The sequence below is a fragment of the Ruegeria atlantica genome (genome assembly GCF_013033965.1).
Taxonomy (GTDB): Bacteria; Pseudomonadota; Alphaproteobacteria; order Rhodobacterales; family Rhodobacteraceae; genus Ruegeria; species Ruegeria atlantica_D.
The window spans coordinates 144,891-168,605 of record NZ_WQFE01000001.1 but is presented as its reverse complement, the minus strand read 5'-3'; the positions used below and the strand labels follow the sequence as shown (position 1 = coordinate 168,605).

The following is a 23,715-nucleotide window of genomic DNA, read 5'->3' as shown; positions in this document are numbered from 1 at the left end:
TGCTTGAAACAAATGCTCGCCGACATCCAACCAAAGCTCAGCGAATAGGCAGGATCGTGACATTCGCCGCTTCTTCAAACGGCGTCGGGTTTGGGCTCGTAGCGGACATTCGAAGTCAACAATAAGGAGCGGATGGCGGCTCTGCGGACTGAGCGGACATTGTCTGCAGATTTATGAAGGACCGCTTTCGCTTTTCGAGAAGATTCCGTTGCCCTTGAACGGACAGCCATCAGAGTCCAAGTTCTTCTCTCAGACGCGAAATGCGCTGCGTTGCGTTGTACTGCCAACCCGGTCGATAATCTTGGCGGTAGGCGCTCCCACCTGACAACTCAAGAAATGGACGCTCCTCCAGGATGGCAAAGTACTCACGAGACCCATCAAGCGCGTGGCTGTTGTGAAGATTCAACCAGACCAAGCTTTCGATCTGTGCAACAGGCTGCAGCGTGTCAATTTGTGTCGTGCCAATATCAAGGCGCTCAAGTGACGGTATTGCTGCGATGGGCGACACATCGGACACCCAGGTATCGTGAAGGTAAACCAACTTCAGATTTGGCAAGCCCTGAAGCGGTTTAAGATCGGAAACCCGTGTCATGTTCACGTCAAGATGTTCAAGCGTCACGTTACCTTCCAGCCCGGTCAGATCGCTTAGGCTGGTTCCCCGTGCATTCAGGTATTTTAAGTTTGGAACATCGCCGATGTTGGCTGGCAGTTTCCGAAGATCGACAAGGTCGCTGAAGTTTAGGCTATTGGTTCCGGCAGAAATTGCATCTGCAACCCGCTGCTCAGCTACAATAAGCTGTTGGTTAGCAGTTCTCATCAGTTTGTACTGCCATGCCGCAAACGCGGCTGAGGCAACAACAAGAATTAATACAATTTTCCTCATACAACGGGTGGTTACCGGTCCAATGTGGTCAAACTGTGACTGCTGCGCTTCAGACGAAAAGCAGGCATTCATACAAGTCTCAACTCCCTCCGCTACGGGTTCTCAGCGGATCATCGATTTACGGACAAAGCTGCCGTAGCAGATAAAGCGCCAGATGATCTGTACTTATCTCAGTGAAAACGAGCGACCAATACTCCCACGCAGGTGTTGTCATATTTCCGATACAGTTCCGTGCTACCGAGCGATTGTGATAGAACCGAATGTCATCCAATCAACAAAGCTGCGCGTCGCCAGCATACACATTTTGTGGGTCTGCGTCGGGCTGATTTGGCCTGTACTTTATGTCATCGCAATTCATCCGGCCGATCATATCGGGGGATTCTTCAAAGTGTTTTTTGCTCTTTGCGCTTTGGTAGGCGGTGCTTTTGCATTGAGCGAGGGCCGACGAACGTTGCGTATTTTCAACGCACCGGGAGGCTGGAAAGTCACAATAGATGCTGGCAGACTGAAATGGGATACCGCCATACCTTGTGATAATTTACCGATGGATATCGAACTAAAAGATATCGCAAAGGCGCAACGGCTGGAGACACTTAGTACAGGCAAAGACAGTGATGGCGAATACACTGAGACCAGGGAACGCTTCGAACTTTATTTGACCGATGACCGAGTCCTGACCTTTGATCGCTCAACCGCAGGCATCAACCCCCATCGGGTTTTTCTTGAACTTGCAAAGCACGGTATTCGTTATGAATTGTGGTCGCAGGATCTCACAAAGGGCAGCGTCAATACGTCGAAGATATTTCAAAGCGTGTATTGAGCTACACAATGTGAAATCAGTCATTTATGGCAATCGCCGCCTCCGAGACTTTGGGCTCATAGTAGACATTCGAAGTCAACAATAAGGAGCGGATGGCGGCTCTGCGGACGAAGCGGGCTTTCGCTGCGACTGCGCCAAAGTCAGCTCTGAAGCACAAGAAAACGTTCTAGTCACCATTGCGGGGCAGGCCGGATAGACCTTAGAATTACGAAACAGCGTAAACACATCGATGGCAGAAATAGGATGTGGCCCTAAAAAAGACTGGTATGATCGAAGACGCCCTTAAATCCACACGTGCTTTGCATCGCTTGATCATGGCGGTCTCACTTGTGACAATTGTTTTTGCGTTGTCTATCATACCACCCGAAGATAAAACTCAGCAAAAACAGATTATTGACGGCCTTTCCTTAGTCAATCTCACTGCATACGACGAATTTGCAGAAGCCAGGATAAGCGAGCAAACAGCCGCGCACTTCTCGCCTGAAGGTGACATTTATCGAAAATTGGAAGCTGATGATCTCTACCCCGGCAATGTTCAAGAGATTGCTGATCAGCTGCAATCAAGTTTGCATGAGGGCAGAGTTTTCATCAGTAAGTTCATCCCTTCAGGGCTGCCGGAACGCTCAATCTCTGAGCTAAACAAAATCAATAACTTACCTTTAGAAAAGAATATACAACTGGTTTTTCTCGACGTTGATAACCTTTATGGTCAAATCAAGGACTTCCTGGAGGTAAATTGGTCTCCGGCTTGGGAAATCGACAACTTCGTATTAGACAAAGATAGCTTGAAACCGAACGATGACGGTTTCGTTGACTCTGGCCCAATTTCCATTCCGGCCTACCTCAACTACCATCGACACATTGATCGGCAAGACGGTCCCCAACTGAACTTTGACGCAGTCGCTAATATCGTCGAGATTGAAGACTCTTCCTTCATCTACTGGCTTGGATCAACCCAGATTGATGAAGAGTTCCTAACCGTCGAAAACGATCAAGTGATATTTGCGCCTGGGCTACGTTCTGCTGACGCAAACCTGTTTGACGTACCGCTAGTAGATCTGTCTTCGTTGTTGGGAGATGAGATTATTAAGTCTGACGCAAGTCCAACGAATCAAACGATATCCATATTGGGAACAGAGGTTCCAGGCTCCCTTGCCGTCTTGGCATCACCTCTTATCTTGGTCGCTCTTTCTTACTATTTCAATGCCCACACCGGGCATCTGACCCGACTTGTTTCCCGAGGTCGTCAAAACTTCGAAGAATTTTCTTGGCTACCGATCAGTATCGAGACCACGTTTGACGCACGAATTCGAGGTCGCAAGGTTTTTAGCATCAGTTTTGGATTGCTTGAGTGCTTCAACAGCGCAGTTTTTCTCCCAGCGATGGCAATGGCTTTGCTCTACTGGCAAACATCCGCATTTGAAGAACTCGCTATGGTTCAAACTTCGATACTGACGGGCGCTGCGATTGGAGTGGTCTTGTTCGGTATTTTGTCTCTTATGAACGTTCACCAAATCAGAACCGCTCTTTCGCAGAAAATAGATTGAAATTTCTCCAGTTTCAGCGACAAGACTTCATTTAGTACTTGGCACATTTTGGCATTTGGCACTGCTTTGGATGCCATTGCTCAACCTTCGAGCACAATTGAAGTTTGAGCGCTGAACATCGTGTTGTGCGAATATCGAAAAATTGACCTTCAAGCGTGGTGCAGCATCGGTCACTCTGGGCTCGTAGCGGACATTCGAAGTCAAAATAAGGAGCGGATGGCGGCTCTGCGGACAAAGCTGCCTTTGCACTAGAGTCGGATTGCGGCGCTACTATTCAAGCCGTGGCGCATTGCTGACATCGACAATTATTGCACTACTATCGTCAGAAATGCTCCATGGCAAAACCTGAAGGTCCATATTAGTTGGTCCTTTTCTGACCCTCCCCCAAAGATCAAAATGAACATCTTGGCATGGGTCGTAGAAACCACCCAAGTCTCCTGCATCTGGTAGTGCGATGCACCCGTGTCCGCCAGTGTTGATTGGGCTCACAACAAACCACTCAAACCTCAAAACGCGGTCAGGTTCGATTTCTATTTCTTCGTTTACCCGGACCTCCTCGAGAAAGTTTGCATTTCCGTTGATTTCGACACCAAGGAGCTCAAGTGCCTGAACTTTTTGCTTAAAATCTCGTCGCCAAATGACCACTGGAACTTGGTCAAGCCTGAACGTTGCAGACTGGCCGGGTTCAAAGTTCTCCACGTCCAAAGTGTACACAGTAGGGCGTGAAACGCGTGCCACGTCTGCAGAAGGCAACGTTGCCTGAAACAGAAAGTAAACTCCGGCCATGACAGCCAGAAACAACCATCCGCCCGCTGCGTAGTACAGGAAGTTACTTTTTTTCAATGTAGTTGGTCTCTGTATTGTGTGATCCTAATGTGTTCCCGTTAGTCGTGTCGAAGGCTTAGCCCTAAGTCAAGAAAGCGGTGTTACAGAGTAATTTTCTTGGAACAGCTTTGCACCGTGGGTTAGGACCTGTGAAGAACACTATGGGCTCGGGGCCGCCAAATGCAGTCGCAGCATCCAGTTCTTGTCGCAGCGGCAGCTTGGGGTTCTTGCTCCCGTACAGCGCAAGTTGCAGGCTCCGGTGATACCGGGACCCGCGCTGCGCTCAGCTAAATAGCCGTTCCGGTCCATGCGGAAATTGACAAAACTACTTGAAGTTCCGGCTGTCCTTGATTTGGTCCCAAGCCCAGACGACCTCTTGCAGCTGTTCTTCCTGAGAACGGTCGCCGCCATTCATATCCGGGTGCAGTACCTTGATCAGTTTCTTGTAGGCCTTGCGTATCTCGGCCTTTGTCCAGCTGTCGTTGGCTTCCAAAATCTCGATTGCGCGACGTTCGGTGGGGGGCAGGCGACGACCGCCGCCGCCCGAGGTGCGGCCTTTGTTCTGCGTGCTGTTTGCGCCCAGCACCTGGTGGGGGTCTTCGATGCCCAGACGCGCCCAGGCGCGCGCTTCGGGATCACCCATCGGCTTGGTCTCGCGCTCCCACACTTTGTCCTTGGACCGCTGCGCATTAAGCTCGGCCTCGGTAGTGCCGTCGAAAAAGTTCCACTTGTTGTTGTATTCGCGTACGTGCTGCTGGCAGAACCAGAAAAAGTCGTCCAGCACATCCGGGGCTTTGGGCGCGCGGAACTTGCCCGGTTCATTGCAACCTTCGTGATCGCAGATACGCGTCGAGGTTTCAGACGCGCCAGACATCCCACGACGCCCGCGCGGGTTCTTTTTCTTGGCGCTGGAAACGGACATATCGAATCCGAAGGGGTCTGATTTCGTCATGCTCTGATCCTTACGAACACATCTTTTCGACTCGGAGGCAGCAGTTTAGTCTAAGCAGCCGAAAGTAGAAGAGGGGGGCGGTAAATTTTTCGCCCTTGAGCAAAAAAATGACTGTGACCGACGAGATCCAAACCTGCCTGCAGGCTGCCTTTGACCCGCGTGAGCTGGAGGTGGTGGACGACAGCGAAAGCCACCGCGGTCATGCCGGGTTTCAGGAGGGCGGCGAAAGCCATTTCAACGTCCGCATCCGAGCCCGTGCTTTCGAGGGGCAATCGCGCGTCGCCCGCCACCGTGCCGTGCATAAAGCGCTGGGCGATATTGTGCCCCGCATTCATGCGCTGGCGCTGGATATTGATGTCTGAACAGAATCTGTCTCTGTAGGTCAGGCGAACAGGGTAGGTCAGGCGAACAGGGAAATGGCCCTGTTAACCGCGATCCCCTGATTCACCGCGCGGTAGGTTGGGAACGGGAGCCGATGAGACGCATCAATGTCTCGTCGAATCCATTCCTGTTCTTCAAGGCGATGAAGCGACGTCGACAAAGCGCGGTCGGAAATCGTGATCAGACCGGATTTGAGTGTCGAAAAACGTTGCGGCCTATCGGTCAGCGCCAGGATAGGGGCCGTCCAGCTGCGTCTGAGCAGTGCGAAATCATTGTCGTCCGGCACTGCATTTACGATCCGGCTGGCGGTTTCGGCCACAGATTCACCGTCTGGCGTCAGTCTGAATTCAGGGCGCAGCGGATGACCATGCCCGGGATTCCGTTCCAGAAAACCTAGCTGAATCAGGTGGTCAAGGCTTTGGACAAAAGCAGTTCTGCTGGCGCTGGTCGCAGCCAGCAAGGGCGCTTGTCGCCCCGGAGTGCCCGCATGCATTAGCGCCAGAATGTTCAGAGACCAGGCGCGAGACGTAAGCTTGACAAGAATCGTTATGTCCATAAAGTATAGTTACTTTAATTTTTGCAAAAAGGATAGTTCGATGCCACTCGTTTCACTGGAAAACACGATAACGCTGGCCATGTCCGTGCGTGACAGGCATGTCAGTGCCGACTGGTATCAAGCCAAGCTGGGGTTTGAACTGATCCATCACATTGATGAGGCCGGTTGGAGTGAACTGAAGACAAAAACCGAGGGCGTGACGCTGGGTTTGGGCGAACAGGCCGAGCCTGCGCCCGGCAACACCGTGCCGGTGTTCGGAGTGTCGGATATTGCAATGGCGCGTCAGGCGCTTGAATCTGCGGACGTCAGGTTTGATGGCCCGACGGAAACGATCGAGGGCATGGTCAGCACCGCGACCTTCTACGACCCGGACGGCAATGCGTTGATGCTGGCACAAGATCTGAGCCAAGCGGCAAACGCTGCAGAGTAACGTAGTCGGAGGAACCAGCGCCGCTGGGCAGGCCGCTCAGGTCTGCTCCTTGTCCTTTTCGGACAGGTCCGAGGGCTTCAGGGTCAGTGGAGGGTCTTTGACCTCTTCCGAAATCGGAGCGGGGGCCTGCACTTCTTCGGGTCCGGGCACAGGCTGAGCCTTAGGCACATCATCGCTGTCCTCAACCGACTCGCGCGCCGATGAAAACTCAACTGCTATCTCACGCCGAAACACCAGAACATTGCGCCAGTTCACAGTGGACGAGGTCAGGCCCGAGCGCTCTTCGCTGGGCAACAGTTCCGCACGCTGATATTCCCAGCCATCCTGGCCCATCTGGTTCAGAACCTGTTCGACCGACGCTGCAAATCGCCCTTCTGCAGTTTTGACACCCTTGGCCTTGGTGCCTTTTTGTGGGGCCGGGACAACTTTGTATTCGTAGCGCTGCATCAGATTTTCCTGGTTGTCGATCCCATGCAATCTAACATGTTGCCGGGTTTCGAAAAGTCATCTTCGCCCTGTCGGCAAATTCTGTGCCGTCTGTTGCGCGAAGGTGCGACAGGGCCGAGCAGAATAAGCAGGCCCTGCGCCTAAAGTCGTTCAAGCAGAAAAGCTTACGATCCCAGCTTTTTGCTGACCAATTCGTTCACGGCCTTTGGATTGGCCTTACCGCCGGTGGCTTTCATAACCTGACCAACAAACCAACCAGCCAGTTTCGGGTTCACCTTGGCCTTTTCGACCTGCGCCGGGTTGGCGGCGATGATCTCGTCTAAAGCGGATTCAATTGCGCCGGTGTCGGTCACCTGCTTCATGCCGCGGTCTTCGACGATCTGCGCAGGGTCGCCGCCTTCGGTGTAGACGATCTCAAACAGGTCCTTGGCGATCTTGCCCGAGATGGCATCCGAAGAAATCAGGTCGATGATGCCACCCAGCTGCGCGGGAGAAACAGGCGAGTCGGTGATCTCGTGGTCTTCTTTCTTCAATCGGCCGAATAGCTCGTTGATCACCCAGTTCGCGGCCAGTTTACCGTTGCGACCTTTGGCTACGTCTTCGAAATAGGCAGCTGACTCGACCTCAGCGGTCAGGACAGATGCGTCGTAGTCGGTCAAGCAGAACTCGCTGATAAAGCGCGCTTTTTTGTTATCCGGCAGCTCGGGCAGGTTGGCAGCTATATCGTCCACCCAAGCCTGCTCAATCTCCAGCGGCAGCAAGTCGGGGTCGGGGAAATAGCGGTAGTCATGCGCTTCTTCCTTGGACCGCATCGAGCGTGTCTCGCCCTTGTCCGGGTCGTACAGGCGGGTTTCCTGATCCACCGTACCACCACCTTCGACGATGGCGATCTGACGGCGGGCCTCGACCTCAATCGCCTGCTGGATAAAGCGCATCGAGTTCATGTTCTTGATCTCGCAACGCGTGCCCAGATGCGAGAAGTCCTGCGTTTCTTGATACTTCTCATAAGCACCCGGCAAACAGATCGAGACGTTCACGTCCGCCCGCAGGTTGCCGTTCTGCATGTTGCCGTCGCAGGTGCCCAGATAACGCATGATCTGGCGCAGCTTGGCGATATAGGCGGCGGCCTCTTCGGGGCCACGGATGTCGGGGCGGCTGACGATCTCCATCAGGCAGACGCCGGTCCGGTTCAGGTCGACAAAGGACATATGCGGGTCCATGTCGTGGATCGATTTGCCCGCGTCCTGCTCCATGTGGATGCGTTCGATGCGAACCATGCGCGCGGTGCCGTCGCCCATTTCAACCAGCACTTCGCCTTCGCCCACAATAGGCTGATAAAGCTGGGAAATCTGATAACCTTGCGGCAGGTCGGGGTAGAAATAGTTCTTGCGGTCAAACGCCGATTTCAGGTTGATATCCGCCTTCAGACCCAGACCGGTGCGCACCGCCTGTTCCACGCAATATTCGTTGATCACCGGCAGCATCCCCGGCATTGCCGCGTCCACAAAGGCCACGTTCGAGTTCGGCTCGGCCCCGAATTGGGTCGATGCGCCCGAGAACAGCTTGGCATTGGATGAGACCTGAGCGTGCACCTCCATCCCGATGACCAGTTCCCAATCGTGCTTGGCCCCGGCAATGGTTTTGGGTTTGGGCAGTTCGTATGTCAGGTCGAGCATGGCGCGCCTCATTTCCGCAGAAGTCTAAGCCTGCGTATTAGGCCCGGCAGGGGCGAGGGGCAAGGGGGAATCAGTGCCCGGACAGGCGTAAACCCGTCGGAGTAAACGTCACATCCAATCCGCTGCGCAACTCATCGCGGAACAGATCGCCAATCGCGCGCAGGGCATCCCGCTGCCCGCGGGCCGCGAACCGTTCGGGTGAGTTGATCCGAACGCTGTTGTTGAACCCATTTGCAGCATGCGCCCAGATCATCGGGTGCAGTTCGGTCAGGTGATCCCGGATCAGCCAGTTTGCGGCCTCATGTATCTGGCTGCGTACCAGATCAGCCTTGTCGCACTGTCCATCGCCGTTCTGGATCGTGATGGCGCAGTAAGCCGACAGCATGTTCACGGTCTGCTGGTCAGGGCGTCGGCGCAGAATGTCATGCATGCCTTCCAGAAAGTAATCGACATCCAGTCGCGTGCAGGCTTCTTCGTCCAGGGCAATCGCATCGAACTGAACCCAAGTATAGCCTCCGGCTCCCCAGATATCCCGAGTCTGAGCCGCCATGCGCAGCGCCTGTACTTCAAGCTCGCCATAGCTGCCAAACCAACGCGGTAGCAGGTGAGTGCCCATCGCGCGCATGTGCCGATGGTTCATCGGGTCGAGTTTGATCAACCGCTCGTATTCATCTGCCACCCGCGTGTTGGCCTTGCGTTGGCCCGCTAAAATCGCGCAGCCAGCCGAAGCAACAATGGGGCTGTCCGTTGCGGCTTCTTGGCATTTGGGAAGGATTGCCGCAGCCCGGTCGAAATGGGCGGCGCAACGGGACTGGTGAAGTGAGGGCAAGGTTGCCTCGTTCGTTGTGCCGCGCCATGCCCAGGCCAAATCAATATGCGCCAACGCCACGACCAGGGCGATCATTGGATCGCCGGAATGCGCGCGCATCTCGTCTTCCAGCTCGGAAATACCGCTCAGGACATCAAATTCTGACAGCGCTTTGGCGTCGGACAGGGCGTGCTCTGCTGCCAGAACTACATCGGCCCGCGCGCCAAATGCCAGCAATTCGGCGATGGGCATTCCGTCCGGCGCAGCCTTCCGCGCGTCGTCTGCTTTGTGCATCAGGTCGGATAATTCTGCCCAGCGATCCTGTCTGGCCAGAAAACGCCCCTGTTCAATCGAGCTTCGCCCAATCTCATCCTGGGCCTGAACATCTGCCAATGGGATATTCAGTTGACCGTGGTCGGGCACAACAGTGGAAACATCCGGATTCGCAACATGCGCACCGAATGCAACGGGCTTAACAGTAGAGGATCGAAAACGGGACAAACAGTCCCTAAAAAACCAGAACATGGTAGCACTCGAAACAAATAAACCAGGTACTTTGGCCTGAAAGCTTTGCCGCAATTGATGATGAATACAAGTTCTTTGAATCTAATTGGTTAATCTTTGTGTCTAATTTTACTCAAAACCGCCAATTGTTTCAAAATGAAACGAAGTGATGACGCTCAACCCGAAAACCAGCCTGTTGCAGGACCTGTTCAAGTTCCCTGTGATGCGGAGACGACTCATCGGGCAACCGAATCCTCTTGCCGGATGTCAAAACCAGTGAAACCCGCACGGAAAAGTCCCAGCGCGTGTCAAAACGAATAAAATCGATGTCCGAACGATCAACTGCGGCTTCGCGAGTTCCGGTAAACCAAAGCAGTTTGTTCTGATCCAGACTCATCCCTGCGCTGGTGTTCTGAATGATGTCCCACAGGGCCGGCAGAGTCGGCACCGTCAAAAGCGCTACCAACCACCATGCCGCGTCAAACAGGATCACAAGGGCGGCAAGCGCCGCATAAACGCATATCAGGACACCGACTGTGCGCGGTGCCCTGTTGTGGCGCGAAAAGGCGAACTCTGTCATGCGTCCAGGATACGAGAGACCATCTCAGTTGTGTCCCGCGACAAATCGGGCGTAGCTGCGATACGGGTCAACTGCGCGCGGATCAGATCCTGACGATCTGCATCATACCGTTTCCAGGTCTGAAAGGCGGAACACATCCGCGCGGTGGTCTGCGGATTGACCGGGTCCAGTTTGATTAGCCAGTCGGCAAGCAACGCGTATCCGGCACCATCGGCTCGATGGAAACCGGCATGGTTCATCGCCAGCGCGCCCATCACCGAACGGAACCTGTTGGGGTTCTTCCAGTTGAAATCCGAATGCTCGGTCAGGGCGCGGGCGATGTCCGCCGTGGCCGCCGGTGACGCCATCCCGACCTGAAGGCCAAACCACTTGTCCATCACCAGTCGGTCGTGCTGCCACTGATCATAGAATGCTGCCAGCTCTGCCTCGCCTTTGCCTGCGCGCAGCAGGCAGGACAGCGCGCTTAGCTGCTGTGTCATATTGCCGGCCGCAGAGTATCGCTCGGCCGCCATTGCGCCACCGTCCAATCGGGATGTCAGGGCAAGCGCAGCGCTGCCAAGCGCACGTTTGCCAGCTTGCTCGGCGTCGGGACTATATGGCGCTTCGATCAGTGTTTCGCTGTGCAGGCGCGGTAGAAGATCCTGAACGTGTTGCGCTGTTGCCTGCCGCAGTGTTTCGACGGCTGTCCAGATCGCCATTGGGTCTGGTGTTTCGCCACGGTCGAACAACGCGGCGGCCAGTTCGGACTGCGTTGGCAGACCCAGCATCAGGGCGCGATAAGCCGAGTCCAGATCGCCGTCGCGCAGGACGGCCAGAACGCCGTCCAGATAGTCCGCGCTTGGGGCCGCGTCCTCAAGGATCATGCGCAGCAGCGTGTCCTCGGCCAGTGAACGGCCCGCCTGCCAACGGTTGAACGGATCGGTGTCGTGCGCCAGCAGGAATGCGCGGTCGGCATCGGTGTGATCATGCTCAAGGATGACCGGGGCTGAGAAATCTCGCAGGATCGAGGCGACAGGTTTGGCTGTCAGCCCTGTAAAGGTGAAACTCTGTTCAGCCTCGGTCAATTCCAGAACTTCAGTCGCGCGCACTTCGTCTCCGTTAGGACCAAGCAGTCCGACGGCCACCGGGATCACTTGCGGCAGTTTTTCGGATTGGCCCGGCGTTTCTTCGGTGCGTTGGACAAGGGTCAGCGTGTAGGTGCCGTCATTCCAATCTTCGGTCACTGTCACACGCGGCGTACCAGACTGGCTATACCAGCGTTTGAACTGACCCAGGTCGCGACCGGTGGTGTCCTCGAACACTTTGATCCAGTCCTCGATGGTGCAGGCCTGCCCGTCATGGCGGTCGAAATACAGATCAAGCGCCTTGGCATAATCTTCGTCACCAACCAGACGTTTCAGCATGCCGATAACCTCGGCACCTTTCTCGTAAACGGTCGCGGTGTAGAAATTGTTGATCTCCTGAAAGCTCTCCGGCCGAACCGGGTGGGACAGCGGCCCATTATCCTCGGGGAACTGTCGGGCACGCAGGTCGATGGCATCGTGGATGCGTTTAACGGGGGCCGAGCGCATGTCCGAGGTGAACTGCGCGTCGCGGAAAACGGTCAGGCCTTCCTTTAAGCACAGCTGGAACCAGTCGCGGCAGGTGATACGGTTGCCGGTCCAGTTGTGAAAATACTCATGAGCGATAATCGCCTCAATCCGCTCGAAATTGGCATCGGTCGAGGTTTCGGGGCTGGCCAGAACGGCCGACGAGTTGAAGATGTTCAGGCCCTTGTTCTCCATCGCGCCCATGTTGAAGTCGTCGACGGCAACGATGTTGAACACATCCAGATCGTATTCGCGGCCATAGACGTCTTCGTCCCACTTCATGGATTTCTTCAGCGCTTCCATACCGAATTCGCATTTGCCCTCGTCACCGGGGCGGACCCATAGGTTCAGCTCCAAGTCGCGACCCGACATTGTGGTGAACTGGCCGGGATGGGCGATCAACTCGCCCGCGACCAGCGCGAACAGGTAAGCGGGTTTGGGCCAGGGATCGGTCCATTCTGCCCAGCCTTCACCTTTGCCCGAAGGGTTGCCGTTGGACAGCAGTACAGGAAGGTCGCCGTTGATGCGCACGGTAAAGGTGGACATTACATCGGGGCGGTCGGGGTAGAAGGTGATCTTGCGGAACCCTTCAGCCTCGCACTGGGTGCAGTACATGCCGTTCGACATATAAAGCCCTTCGAGGGCGGTATTGTTGCCCGGATCAATCTCGACCTCAGCCTCCCAGACAAATGGCGCGTCGGGCACGGCAGCTGTCAGGCCCTGGTCGGTGACCTCGGGCGTGATGTCCTTGCCGTCGACCGATGCGCGGATCAGCGTCAGGTCTTCACCATGCAGGAAGAATGTCTTGTCGCTGGCATCCGGGTTCGGGCGAAATGCGATGCGTGAGGTCACGCGGGTTGCGTGGGCGGCAAGATCGAACGTCAGGTGTACGCTGTCCACCAGATACCCAAAGGGTGTGTAGTCTTTCAGATAGATTGTCGTAGGGGCAGCGTCGCGCATCAGGGGCCTCGCATCATTTCGTGTCTGCGCGAACGTATGGGCTGTGGCGGTTGGCTGCAAGCAGTGTGATCCCCGCAGCGGAGAGGCTCGATTTTGCTTTTTGGTAAATCTTTTGGTCGAGACGCTGCGACGCAAGTTGCCTATCGGAAACTTTCGCCCTAAATGCTGGCGGCATACAGTCGTGCACATTCCCGGGAGAGACAACATGAGCAGCAGACAGTCACGCAGCGGACTGCAGGTAGACACGGTTCTGGCCGAGTTTGTTGAGGGTCAGGCCCTTCCGGGTACAGGTGTGACAGCAGACACCTTCTGGGACGGTCTTGCGCGCATGGTGGCCGAGTTGGGTCCCAAGAACCGCGCGTTTCTGGCCAAGCGGCAGGAGATTCAGGGCAAGGTTGATGCCTGGCATCTTGAACGCCTGGGGCAGGAGCATGACGCTGAGGCCTATCAGGCGTTCCTGCGCGAGATCGGTTATCTGGTCGAAGAAGGCGCGGATTTCCAGATCGAAACCGCCAACGTCGACCCCGAGATCGCCTCGATCCCCGGACCGCAGCTTGTTGTTCCGATCACCAATGCCCGTTTCGCGCTGAATGCTGCCAATGCACGTTGGGGCAGCCTGTATGACGCGCTTTATGGCACGGATGCGATGGGCGACTTACCTGCTGGTGGTGGTTATGACACTGCACGTGGTGCACGGGTGATTGCCTGGGCCAAGGCATTTCTGGATGACGCCATTCCGCTGGCCTTTGGGTCATGGGCTGATGTCGCAGGTCTGAGCGTACAGGATGGCGCGCTGATGCCAACTCTGGCCAATCCCAAGCAGTTTGTTGGATACGACGGAGATCCGGGCAAACCGGACACTGTACTGCTCTGTAACAAGGGGCTGCACATTCAGATCAGGATCGATGCACACAGCGCTATCGGGGCCACTGACCCAGCGCATATTGCCGATATGCGTCTGGAATCGGCCTTGTCGACCATCATGGATTGCGAGGATTCGGTCGCTTGCGTCGATGCCACTGACAAGGTGGTGGCATACGGCAACTGGCTTGGACTGATGAAGGGTGACCTGACCGAAGAAGTGAAAAAGGGTAACAGGACTTTTACCCGCAAACTGGCCAAGGATCTGAGCTTTACAACAGCATCCGATGGAACAGGCAGCCTGAAGGGGCGTTCACTGATGCTGATCCGCAACGTCGGGCATTTGATGACAAACCCTGCCGTTTTGGATGAACAGGGCAATGAGATTGGCGAAGGGTTGATGGATGCGCTCTGCACCACGCTGATCGCCATGCACGACCTCAAACGTGAAGGTGGGAATTCGGTCCAAAGCTCGGTCTATGTGGTGAAACCCAAGATGCACGGACCTGCGGAAGTCGCATTCTCGGTCGAGATTTTCGACATGGTGGAAGACATCCTTGGCCTGCCGCGCAACACCGTGAAGCTGGGTATCATGGATGAGGAGCGCCGCACGTCGGCCAACCTTAAGGAATGTATCCGTGCTGCAAAATCGCGTGTGGCCTTCATCAATACCGGCTTCCTTGATCGGACCGGTGATGAAATCCACACCTCGATGGAGGCCGGCCCGATGCTGCCCAAAGGCGACATCAAGAATACGCCTTGGATCGCATCCTACGAGGATCGGAATGTCGATATCGGTCTGGCCTGCGGCCTGAAGGGCAAGGCGCAGATTGGCAAAGGCATGTGGGCGATGCCCGACCGAATGGGCGATATGCTGGAACAGAAAATCGGCCACCCGAAATCAGGTGCGACATGCGCCTGGGTGCCGTCGCCCACTGCTGCGACTCTGCACGCGACGCACTATCATAAGGTCGATGTACTGGCGCGGCAGGATGAGCTGACCGCTGGCGGTGCACGAGGGACGCTGGACGATTTGCTGACCATTCCGTTGCTGGGCAGGCGCAACCTCAGCGACGCAGAGATCACCCGTGAGATCGAAAACAATGCGCAGGGCATTCTAGGGTATGTGGTGCGCTGGGTTGATCAGGGTGTTGGCTGCTCGAAAGTGCCGGACATCAACGATATCGGTCTGATGGAAGATCGCGCGACCTGCCGGATATCGTCTCAGGCGCTGGCCAACTGGTTGCACCACGACATCGTCTCGGAAGGACAGGTCATGGCTGCGATGCAAAAGATGGCCGCTGTGGTGGACCGCCAGAACGAAAATGACGCAAACTATCGCCCGATGGCACCCGGATTCGACGGAATTGCTTTCCAAGCAGCTTGTGATCTGGTCTTCAAGGGGCGTGTGCAACCCTCGGGCTATACCGAGCCGGTTCTGCATGCTCGCCGCCTCGAACTGAAAGCCAGTCTTTGAACCATCAGGAACGATAGGACACGATATGGGAGTTTCCCTCCGCAAAGCCCGCACCATCATCCGAAAAACCCTTGAGAAGGGGCACGAAATGGAGCTGAAACCCCTCTCTGTCGTCGTTCTGGACGCAGGTGGCCATGTTATCGCGTTCGAACGTGAAGACGGCGCGGCCCCCGGTCGGTTCGCGATTGCTCATGGTAAGGCATATGGCTCGGTGATGCTGGGCATGGCGGGTACAGCGCAGATGCAGAGGGCCGAGGCGCAGGCCTACTTCATGGCGGCTGTGAATGGCGTCTATGGCGGGCAAGTCGTGCCGGTTCCGGGCGGCGTTCTGCTGCGTGACAAGAAGGGTGAAGTGACTGGTGCAGTCGGTGTGACCGGTGATACATCCGACAATGATGCCGCTGCGGCCTTGGCCGGGATCGAATCCGCTGGTCTGATTGGCGAGATCTGAACCTGTTGAATGACGGAGCGCCTGCCTGGCGCTCCGGCGCAAGGTAGAACTGGCGATGAGCCATAAAGCTGGCAAAGCGACAGGCAAAGACCGTTATTGTTTCAGCATGTGCGTGGTTGAACAAGCGCTTGCGCTGACATGCAGGGCCTGTGCTATTGCGCGCTGTTCTTGCTGTCGATAGTTTTTCGGAGAGCAAACGAAAGAACGCAGGAACGCAGCATGTCTCGACCCGTCGTTGGTATCATCGGCAATTCTTATTTGATGAATGATCAATATCCGACCCATGCCGGTGGGACGATGAACTCGGACGCGGTTGCCAATGTTTCGGACTGTCTGCCGCTGCTGATTCCTGCCGATCCGCGCTATGTGTCAGTCGATGAGCTGCTGGAGGTCTGTGACGGTTTCCTGCTGACCGGCGGGCGCCCAAACGTCCACCCCGAGGAATACGGTGAGTCGGCGACCGAGGCACATGGTGAGTTCGACCGGGCACGTGACGCGATAACCCTGCCGCTGGTGCGGGCTTGCGTGGAACGCGGTCAACCGTTCTTTGGCATTTGCCGGGGGTTCCAAGAAGTCAACGTGGCGATGGGTGGAACCTTGTACCCCGAGATCCGAGACCTGCCGGGTCGTATGAACCACCGTATGCCGCCCGACGGAACTCTGGAGGAGAAATTCGCCCTGCGCCATGTCGTTGCGCTGAACGAGGGCGGTGTGTTCCATCGTCTGATGGGGGCGACCGAAGTTATGACCAACACGTTGCACGGGCAGGGGATCAAAACCGTCGGGCATCGTGTCGTGATTGATGGTCAAGCGCCCGATGGTACGCCCGAAGCGATCTATATTCAGGACGCACCCGGATTCACGTTGTCTGTGCAATGGCACCCGGAATGGGACGCGGAAAACGATCCCGTGTCACGCCCCTTGTTCAAGGCGTTCGGTGCCGCCGTACATGCATGGGCAACCGGTTCGGACGCGGCGTTGGTCCAACAATCCGCGTAAGTCTTGCGCCGATCCGGGAGGAAGGCTCCGGACCGGCGCAGCGCGATCAAACCAGCAGATTGAACTGATTGATCAAGGGCAGGGCACGCGCACGCTCACCTGTCAGGTCGAACAGGGCATTGCCCAAGGCTGGCATAGACGGGGGTGTTCCCGGTTCGCCAACACCGCCCATGTGGTGGTTGGTTTCCAGAATCTTCACCTCGGTCACGGGCGCGTTGTGTATACGCAACGCGTCATAGTCGGGGAAATTGTACTGCTCGACCTCTCCGTCCGAGAAGGTGATCTCCCCCATAACTGCAGCCGACAGACCATAGATCATGCCGCCGAACATCTGCGCCTCGACCGTGCCGGGGTCCAGGGCCAGGCCGACGTCACAGGCGATCCAGGCCCTGGCGATACGGATGGTGCCATCCTCGTCGACCACCTCAATCACCTGAGCGACCGGTGTGCCAAAGCTATAAGTCATCGCCACGCCACGTCCGACCCCGTTCGGTGTATTGCCGGTCCAGCCAGACATCTCTTTTACGGCTTGCAGGCAGCCTGCCGACGGTGCGTGCTCTGCTTCGGCCAGCTCCAGCCGGAACTCCAATGGATCACGACCTGCGGCATGGGCCATCTCATCCATGAATGTCTCGTGGAAGAAGCCGTTGTGGCTGTTCCCGACCGAACGCCAGAACCCGACCGGAATGTCCAGATTGGCGATATGTCCGCTCATGCGGTAGTTGGGCACTGCGTAGGGCTGGTTAAAGAACCCTTCGACCAGAACCTTGTCGGGGCCGCCGCCCGGTATGCCGGTATAGCGCTGAACCGCCTGCTGTGTGCACGACTGAGCCGCGACCTTGCCGTCGATCAGTACGGCCTGACCGTCTTTCACGGCGCCGCGCATCCGAGCCATCGCGCCAGGGCGGTAATAGTCATGGCGCATGTCCTCTTCACGGCTCCAGGTGGTCTGGACGGGGACGCCGGGCATGGCCATTGCGACCTTGGTGGCGATCTCGCCAAAGTCCAGCTCGCCCCGGCGGCCAAATCCTCCACCCAGGTAAGTGGTGTGAATCTGAACGGCTTCTTTATCCAGATTGGCTGTGTTGGCCGCTCGTATCTGAACAAGCGTCGGGGCCTGATTTCCGCACCACAGTTCCAGCGCCGAACCAGTGAACAGCGCAGTGGCGTTCATCGGCTCCATCGTGGAATGGGCCAGATAGGGAACTGTGTATTCGGCAGTAATCTCGGTGGCACCGGCGGGCAGAGCGTCAGCGTCACCGTCATCGCGCATGGTCGAGTTTGGGGACGCGTCGAATGCCTTGGCGATTTCGGTGAAAATGGCATCGGTGTCTGGCGGATAGGGGGCATCGCCCCAATCAACGTCAATCGCCTCGACGGCCTGAATGGCCAGCCACGTGTTGCTGGCAATCGCGGCCACGCCATTGCCCAGATCGACCACCTTTTCCACGCCGGGCATCTGCTCGGCCGCGCTGGCATCAAAACCCTTCATCTCGCCGCCCAGCTTGGGGTTGATGCGGACAGAGGCAAATTTCAGACCCTCGGGGCGCACGTCGATCCCGAACTCGGCGGTGCCGGTGGATTTACCGACGACATCCACACGAGGCAGGTTTTGCCCCAGCAAGCGCCAGTTGGATGGATCACGCAATTCGACTTCCGGCGGTTCAGTCTGACCGGCGGCCTCGGCAAGCTCGGGATAAGGAATGCGCATCCCATCCGGCGCGATTACAGCACCGTTTTCGGTCTTCAGTTGCGAACGATCCACGCCCAGACGGTCCGCTGCTGCCTGTTTAAGCGTTTCGCGTGCGGTCGCCCCCGCCTCGCGCATGCGCTCGAAACCATCCTTCATCGAGGTCGAACCACCGGTGACCTGCAAGCTTAACGTTCGGCCAAGAACGCCCAGAGCCTCTCCCAGATTTTGCTGGAAGTTCGAGATGTCATAACCCTTGTTCGGCAGCCCTTCTCCGATCAGAGCCGAGTTGTAGTAGGCGGCCGCAGCAGGACCGTGCAGAACGCGGATTTGGTCCAGCTCCACATCCAATTCCTCGGCGATCAAGGCGGCCCATGTGGTCATTACGCCCTGTCCCATTTCGGCGCGGGGGGCGAACAGGGTGACGCCGTTTTGGTCGATCAGAACAAAGGGGCTGAGCGCGGTTTCACCCTCCGCTGGTTTTAGCGGATTGGCAGCCGGACGGCTGACGTAATACGCGCCAAATGCCACGCCCCCGACAATTGCTGCCGAGCCGATCAGGAAAGTGCGGCGGAGGATTTTTCCAACGGATGCCATGGTTTATGCCTCCTTCAGTTTGGATGCCGCGTCGTGAATCGCTGCGCGGATGCGGGGGTAGGTGCCACAGCGGCACAGATTGCCCTGCATCGCATCGTCGATATCCGTGTCCGAAGGTGCAGGGTTTTCTGCCAACAGAGCGGCGGCCTGCATGATCTGGCCCGACTGGCAGTAACCGCATTGCGCCACCTGATGATCGACCCAAGCCTGCTGAATTGCGGCCATCGAATCTGGCGTGCCGATTCCTTCAATCGTAGTCACATCGCCCCAGACATCTGACAAGGCCACCTGGCACGAGCGTACCGCTTCACCATCAATGTGCACGGTGCACGCCCCACAAGCAGCCACACCGCAGCCGAATTTGGTGCCGGTCAGGCCGACCTCATCCCGCAAAACCCAAAGCAGGGGGACGTCATCGGGCAGGTCAACCTGATGTTGCTTTCCGTTGATCTTAAGGGCGGTCGCCATGGCGCACCTCTCGTAGCTGTGGCTGGTTTATGACATAATTATCTCAAAGTGTCATTGTGTCAATTGACAAAATGAACAGAAAGTGTCACGTGTTTCTGGATGGCAGACTTAGCAGACGATACACGGCAACAGGCGATCCTGGACTCGGCGTTTCGGGCTTTTGCGACTTATGGATTCCGCAAGACCTCTATGGATGACATAGCGCGGGGTGCGGGAATGTCCCGTCCAGCGGTGTATCTGCATTTCAAGAATAAAGAGGCAATCGTCACTAAGCTGACCGAGCAATATTATGCGTCGAAGACTGCCGCGGTTGCCGCGGCACTGACGGCGTCAGGATCTGTTTCGGGTGTTTTTAAGAGCGCGGTTCAAGCCCAAACCGAGGGAATGGCCACCATCCTTGCATCCCCTCATGGACTTGAGATGCTGGATACGACCAAGTCCATGTCGTCAGAAATCATATCGCGGGGCGAGGCTGAGCTGGCGCGTTTGTATGCTGAGTGGCTTTCACGCGAAGACAAAGCCGGACGCGTCAGGTTGCTGTCGGACGCAGACGAAACCGCCAAAACGATTACGGCCACTCTGAAAGGGCTGAAGATAAGCGCCCTGGGCGCAGAAGATTACGAAACACGAGTTGCCCAGTTTGCCGCTTTGATTGGGGCAGGGCTGGAAGTCAGGTAACCCGCTGGCGCACCTTGTATTTGGGCGTGTCCCACAGCCGATTCTGCATGATATTTGCTAGGATTCCGACTGCGTTTTCAACGTCCTGCTCATCAATGTACAACGGGGTGAAACCAAACCGCATGATGTCAGGCGCTCGGAAGTCTCCGATCACGCCGTGCGCAATCAGAGCCTGCATAGCGGCATAACCGTCGGCAAATCGGAAGGACACCTGGCTGCCGCGCTGGGCAGGATCACGCGGGCTTGCCAGTTGTAGATCGGGGCAGGCGGCCTCGACACGGTTAATGAACAACTCTGTCAGTTCAATGGATTTGGCCCGCACGTCCTGCATGTCGGCCATGTCCCAAATATCCATTGCCGCAGACAGTGCGCTCATTTGAAGGATTGGGGGCGTACCAACCCGCATCCTCTCGATCCCGTCGCCTGGGCGGTAGTCCAAATCAAAAGCAAAGGGCGATTCGTGGCCCAACCATCCGGACAATGCCGGGCGCACCCGCTCCATCAAGCGCGGGGCCACATAGATGAATGCGGGCGCACCAGGACCGCCGTTCAGGTACTTGTAGGTGCAGCCAACCGCAAAATCGGCGTTGCATCCCGCCAGATCAACAGGAATCGCACCGGCCGAATGGGCCAGATCCCAAACCGTCACCGTCCCGTTTGCATGGGCCAGTTCTGTCAGTGCCTTCATGTCATGCATCCGACCCGAGCGGTAGTCCACCTCGGTCAGCATCAGAACGGCCACATCTTCGGTCACATTGGCGGCCACGTCTTCGGGTGCAACGACGCGCAGCTCATAGTCCGGTCCTAGTGAGCGCAGCAGACCGTCCACCATATAGAGGTCGGACGGGAAATTGCCGCTGTCTGAAAGAACGACCTTGCGATCCGGGCACAGCTCCAGCGCCGAGGCGACCGCCTGATACACTTTGATCGACAGGGTATCTCCGGTAACAACGCTGCCGGGTTCGGCACCAATCAGTCGTCCGATGCGATCGCCCAACCCGGTCGGTAAAGCCATCCACCCGGCCCTGTTCCAGCCGGTGATCAGCATTTGCCCCCACTCCTGAACCATCATGTCATTTACACGGTCTCCGGCGGCACGGGGCAGTGGTCCAAGCGAGTTGCCGTCCAGATAAACGACACCCTGGGGAAGGTTGAACATGGCTTTGGTCGCGGCAAAGTCGGTCATCGTAGTTCTGTATCCATGTTGGACGGTTGTTGGTGCAAAATGGCTATCTGATCGAAAAGCGGCTGTCCATCATCGAAGAACTGACGCGAGCCAACTTGCCTGCGACCAACTGCTATTTTGCTATTGCGACTAAAAAACGGTAGGTCATCGGGCAAAAGCGACACTCGCTGCGACTGCCGGAACGAAAGACAGCTGACATGCGCAAAATCGACATCCCTCCGGTCTGGTTGGTGGGCTTCGCCGCTCTGGCATGGCTGCAGGCGCGGCATTTGCCAATGGGCCTGTCGCTGGACAGCGGCTTTACGGATCTCCTAAGTGGCGTCCTGATCGGTGGCGGTGCGATCCTGATCGTGTTGGCCATAGCAGAGTTCCGCCGCCACCGAACGACGATCATCCCGCACGAAACGCCCACGTCACTTGTGCAATCCGGGATATTCAAACGCAGCCGAAACCCAATCTATGTTGGCGATGTGCTGATTTTGGCGGGTCTTATACTGCGGTTTGATGCGGTTGCATCTCTGGTTCTGATTCCGGTTTTCGTATGGCTTCTGGAACGCCGTTTCATCGTGCCTGAAGAGGATCGTTTGCGCAGAACCTTTCGCGCTGACTTTGCCCGATATGAACGCCAAACTCGCCGATGGATCTGAAATGGTGTGGCAATGACACAACGTAATTATGCTGCGCTTGCGAAATAATGTTGCGCAGGATACACCTTTGCTTAACAAACAATACCGACCACCCGCTCGGTCAGAGTGAAAATTAGGGGGACTGCCAGTGAAGATAGGCACACCGAGAGAGATTTATGACGGTGAAAACCGTGTTGCGATGACGCCAGACTCTGCGTTGCAGTTGCAGAAGTTGGGCTATGAGTGTCTGATTGAGAAAGGCGCTGGTGCGGCGGCTGGGTTTTCGGATGCGTCGTATGAGGCAGCGGGGGTAGAGGTCGTCAAGACTGCGGCCGCGCTGTGGAAGTCGGCGGATATCGTGGCCAAGGTGCGTCAGCCGAACGAGGCTGAGCTGAAGCGTCTGACCAAGGGTAAGACGTTGATTTCCTTCTTCAACCCTGCGGGCAACGAAGAGGGAATGGAGGCAGCCAAGTCCAAGGGCGCAAACGTCATCGCCATGGAAATGGTGCCGCGTATTTCGCGTGCGCAAAAGATGGACGCGCTGTCGTCGATGGCTAATATCGCGGGCTACCGCGCGGTGATCGAGGCGGGTAACAACTTTGGCCGCTTCTTCACCGGTCAGGTGACAGCGGCTGGTAAAGTGCCGCCTGCAAAGGTGCTGATCGTGGGCGCTGGCGTGGCCGGTCTGGCGGCGATCGGCACTTCGACGTCGCTGGGTGCGATCACTTACGCCTTCGACGTTCGCCCCGAAGTGGCTGAGCAGGTCGAATCGATGGGGGCCGAGTTCGTCTATCTGGACTTTGAAGAAGACCAGCAGGATGGCGCGGCCACCGGTGGGTATGCCAGCGTCCAGTCGGAAGAGTTCCGCAATGCGCAGCTGGCCAAGTTCCGTGAACTTGCCCCGGAAATGGACATCGTCATCACCACGGCGCTGATCCCGAACCGCGAAGCGCCCGAGCTTTGGACCAAGGATATGGTCGAGGCGATGAAGCCGGGCTCGGTTATCGTGGACCTTGCGGCGGAAAAGGGCGGCAACTGCAAGCTGACCGTGGCCGACGAAAAGATTGTGACCGACAATGGTGTGACCATCATCGGCTATACCGACTTCCCCAGCCGGATGGCGGCGCAGTCCTCGTCTCTGTACGCGACCAACATCCGTCATATGATGAGCGACCTGACGCCTGAAAAGGATGGTCAGATCAATCACGACATGGAAGATGACGTGATCCGCGGCGCGACCGTGACATTTGAAGGCGACATCACCTTCCCGCCACCACCGCCCAAGGTGCAGGCGATTGCGGCGCAGAAAAAGCCCGAGGTCAAAGAACTGACTCCGGAAGAGAAAAAGGCGCAGGAGATCGCGGCCTTCAAAGCGCAGACCAAGCAGCAGTTCACCCTGCTGGGTGTCGGCGGCGCGCTGATGCTGCTGGTGGGGCTGATCGCTCCGGCCAGCTTCATGCAGCACTTCATTGTCTTTGTGCTGGCCATCTTCGTGGGCTTCCAGGTGATCTGGGGCGTCGCGCACAGCCTGCATACACCGCTGATGGCGATCACCAACGCGATCTCGTCGATCATTATCGTTGGGGCGCTCATGCAGATCGGATCGGGGTCGTTCCTGGTCATTCTGCTGGCGGCGCTGTCCGTCTTCATGGCCGGGATCAACATCTTCGGCGGCTTCCTCGTAACCCGGCGCATGCTCGCCATGTTCCAGAAATCTTAAGGAG

The 23,715-nt window shown here is 56.6% G+C and carries 22 protein-coding genes; 10 read left to right on the top strand and 12 right to left on the bottom strand.

The features are described 5' to 3' along the window. Positions 1–229: 229 nt before the first annotated feature. Entirely contained in the window at positions 230–955 is a 726-nt protein-coding gene (locus tag GOW16_RS00860; RefSeq protein WP_254429653.1) for a leucine-rich repeat domain-containing protein, read from the bottom strand. A gap of 175 nt (positions 956–1,130) precedes the next feature. Between GOW16_RS00860 and GOW16_RS00855 the strand changes: the two genes are divergently transcribed. Next, positions 1,131–1,703, top strand: a complete 573-nt coding sequence (locus GOW16_RS00855; RefSeq protein ID WP_368039858.1) for a hypothetical protein — start codon at positions 1,131–1,133, stop codon at positions 1,701–1,703. Between the two features lie 266 nt (positions 1,704–1,969). Beyond that, the gene (locus GOW16_RS00850) at positions 1,970–3,250 is read left to right on the top strand and encodes a hypothetical protein (RefSeq protein ID WP_170409339.1); all 1,281 of its coding nucleotides are present in this window, start codon (positions 1,970–1,972) and stop codon (positions 3,248–3,250) included. A gap of 270 nt (positions 3,251–3,520) precedes the next feature. Here the strand turns inward: GOW16_RS00850 and GOW16_RS00845 are convergent, their stop codons facing one another. Continuing rightward, on the bottom strand, positions 3,521–4,093 hold the full coding sequence (locus GOW16_RS00845; protein WP_170409337.1) for a hypothetical protein: 573 nt from the start codon (positions 4,091–4,093) through the stop codon (positions 3,521–3,523). 307 nt (positions 4,094–4,400) lie between these two features. Further along, positions 4,401–5,027 carry a J domain-containing protein gene (locus GOW16_RS00840; protein ID WP_170409335.1) on the bottom strand — a complete coding sequence of 209 codons (627 nt, stop codon included), beginning with the start codon at positions 5,025–5,027 and terminating at the stop codon, positions 4,401–4,403. Positions 5,028–5,134: 107 nt separating this feature from the next. Here GOW16_RS00840 and GOW16_RS00835 point away from each other — a divergent pair, with 107 nt between their 5' ends. After that, positions 5,135–5,389: a BolA family protein gene (locus GOW16_RS00835; RefSeq protein WP_170409333.1), complete on the top strand. Its 255-nt coding sequence runs from the start codon at positions 5,135–5,137 to the stop codon at positions 5,387–5,389. A gap of 38 nt (positions 5,390–5,427) precedes the next feature. Here GOW16_RS00835 and GOW16_RS00830 read toward each other — a convergent pair whose 3' ends face one another. Then, a complete protein-coding gene (locus GOW16_RS00830) occupies positions 5,428–5,964 on the bottom strand; it encodes a winged helix-turn-helix transcriptional regulator (protein ID WP_170409332.1) in 537 nt (178 codons plus the stop codon). 40 nt (positions 5,965–6,004) lie between these two features. Between GOW16_RS00830 and GOW16_RS00825 the strand changes: the two genes are divergently transcribed. Continuing rightward, positions 6,005–6,394: a VOC family protein gene (locus tag GOW16_RS00825; RefSeq protein ID WP_170409330.1), complete on the top strand. Its 390-nt coding sequence runs from the start codon at positions 6,005–6,007 to the stop codon at positions 6,392–6,394. 36 nt (positions 6,395–6,430) lie between these two features. Here GOW16_RS00825 and GOW16_RS00820 read toward each other — a convergent pair whose 3' ends face one another. The 5 genes from GOW16_RS00820 to pepN form a co-directional block, all read right to left on the bottom strand. Then, positions 6,431–6,841, bottom strand: a complete 411-nt coding sequence (locus tag GOW16_RS00820; RefSeq protein WP_170409328.1) for a DUF4177 domain-containing protein — start codon at positions 6,839–6,841, stop codon at positions 6,431–6,433. A 164-nt stretch (positions 6,842–7,005) separates the two neighbouring features. Beyond that, positions 7,006–8,517, bottom strand: a complete 1,512-nt coding sequence (gatB, locus tag GOW16_RS00815) for an Asp-tRNA(Asn)/Glu-tRNA(Gln) amidotransferase subunit GatB (RefSeq protein ID WP_170409326.1) — start codon at positions 8,515–8,517, stop codon at positions 7,006–7,008. 70 nt (positions 8,518–8,587) lie between these two features. Beyond that, positions 8,588–9,748 carry a hypothetical protein gene (locus GOW16_RS00810; protein WP_368039857.1) on the bottom strand — a complete coding sequence of 387 codons (1,161 nt, stop codon included), beginning with the start codon at positions 9,746–9,748 and terminating at the stop codon, positions 8,588–8,590. A 232-nt stretch (positions 9,749–9,980) separates the two neighbouring features. Next, positions 9,981–10,409, bottom strand: a complete 429-nt coding sequence (locus tag GOW16_RS00805; protein ID WP_170409324.1) for a hypothetical protein — start codon at positions 10,407–10,409, stop codon at positions 9,981–9,983. Beyond that, positions 10,406–12,958: an aminopeptidase N gene (gene pepN, locus GOW16_RS00800; protein ID WP_170409321.1), complete on the bottom strand. Its 2,553-nt coding sequence runs from the start codon at positions 12,956–12,958 to the stop codon at positions 10,406–10,408. The genes GOW16_RS00805 and pepN overlap by 4 nt, the downstream gene beginning before the upstream one ends. A 205-nt stretch (positions 12,959–13,163) precedes the next feature. Here pepN and GOW16_RS00795 point away from each other — a divergent pair, with 205 nt between their 5' ends. The 3 genes from GOW16_RS00795 (at position 13,164) to GOW16_RS00785 (ending at position 16,746) form a co-directional block, all read left to right on the top strand. After that, positions 13,164–15,296, top strand: a complete 2,133-nt coding sequence (locus tag GOW16_RS00795) for a malate synthase G (protein ID WP_170409319.1) — start codon at positions 13,164–13,166, stop codon at positions 15,294–15,296. A 25-nt stretch (positions 15,297–15,321) separates the two neighbouring features. Beyond that, positions 15,322–15,747 (top strand): GlcG/HbpS family heme-binding protein, encoded by a 426-nt coding sequence (locus tag GOW16_RS00790; protein ID WP_170409317.1) that lies wholly within the window; start codon positions 15,322–15,324, stop codon positions 15,745–15,747. A gap of 219 nt (positions 15,748–15,966) precedes the next feature. Further along, positions 15,967–16,746, top strand: a complete 780-nt coding sequence (locus GOW16_RS00785) for a gamma-glutamyl-gamma-aminobutyrate hydrolase family protein (RefSeq protein WP_170409315.1) — start codon at positions 15,967–15,969, stop codon at positions 16,744–16,746. 46 nt (positions 16,747–16,792) lie between these two features. Here the strand turns inward: GOW16_RS00785 and GOW16_RS00780 are convergent, their stop codons facing one another. After that, a complete protein-coding gene (locus GOW16_RS00780; RefSeq protein ID WP_170409313.1) occupies positions 16,793–19,033 on the bottom strand; it encodes a xanthine dehydrogenase family protein molybdopterin-binding subunit in 2,241 nt (746 codons plus the stop codon). A 3-nt stretch (positions 19,034–19,036) separates the two neighbouring features. Continuing rightward, the gene (locus GOW16_RS00775) at positions 19,037–19,501 is read right to left on the bottom strand and encodes a (2Fe-2S)-binding protein (RefSeq protein ID WP_170409311.1); all 465 of its coding nucleotides are present in this window, start codon (positions 19,499–19,501) and stop codon (positions 19,037–19,039) included. A gap of 99 nt (positions 19,502–19,600) precedes the next feature. On the opposite strand from GOW16_RS00775, the gene GOW16_RS00770 reads away from it, so the two are divergent. After that, positions 19,601–20,179, top strand: coding sequence for a TetR/AcrR family transcriptional regulator (locus tag GOW16_RS00770; RefSeq protein ID WP_170409309.1), 579 nt, complete (start codon positions 19,601–19,603; stop codon positions 20,177–20,179). Here GOW16_RS00770 and kynU read toward each other — a convergent pair. Then, the gene (gene kynU / locus GOW16_RS00765) at positions 20,172–21,365 is read right to left on the bottom strand and encodes a kynureninase (RefSeq protein WP_170409307.1); all 1,194 of its coding nucleotides are present in this window, start codon (positions 21,363–21,365) and stop codon (positions 20,172–20,174) included. The genes GOW16_RS00770 and kynU overlap by 8 nt on opposite strands. Positions 21,366–21,562: 197 nt before the next feature. On the opposite strand from kynU, the gene GOW16_RS00760 reads away from it, so the two are divergent. Together GOW16_RS00760 and GOW16_RS00755 are read left to right on the top strand one after the other, a co-directional pair. Next, entirely contained in the window at positions 21,563–22,012 is a 450-nt protein-coding gene (locus GOW16_RS00760; protein WP_170409305.1) for a methyltransferase family protein, read from the top strand. Between the two features lie 127 nt (positions 22,013–22,139). Next, positions 22,140–23,711, top strand: a complete 1,572-nt coding sequence (locus GOW16_RS00755) for a Re/Si-specific NAD(P)(+) transhydrogenase subunit alpha (RefSeq protein WP_170409303.1) — start codon at positions 22,140–22,142, stop codon at positions 23,709–23,711. Positions 23,712–23,715: the final 4 nt, after the last annotated feature.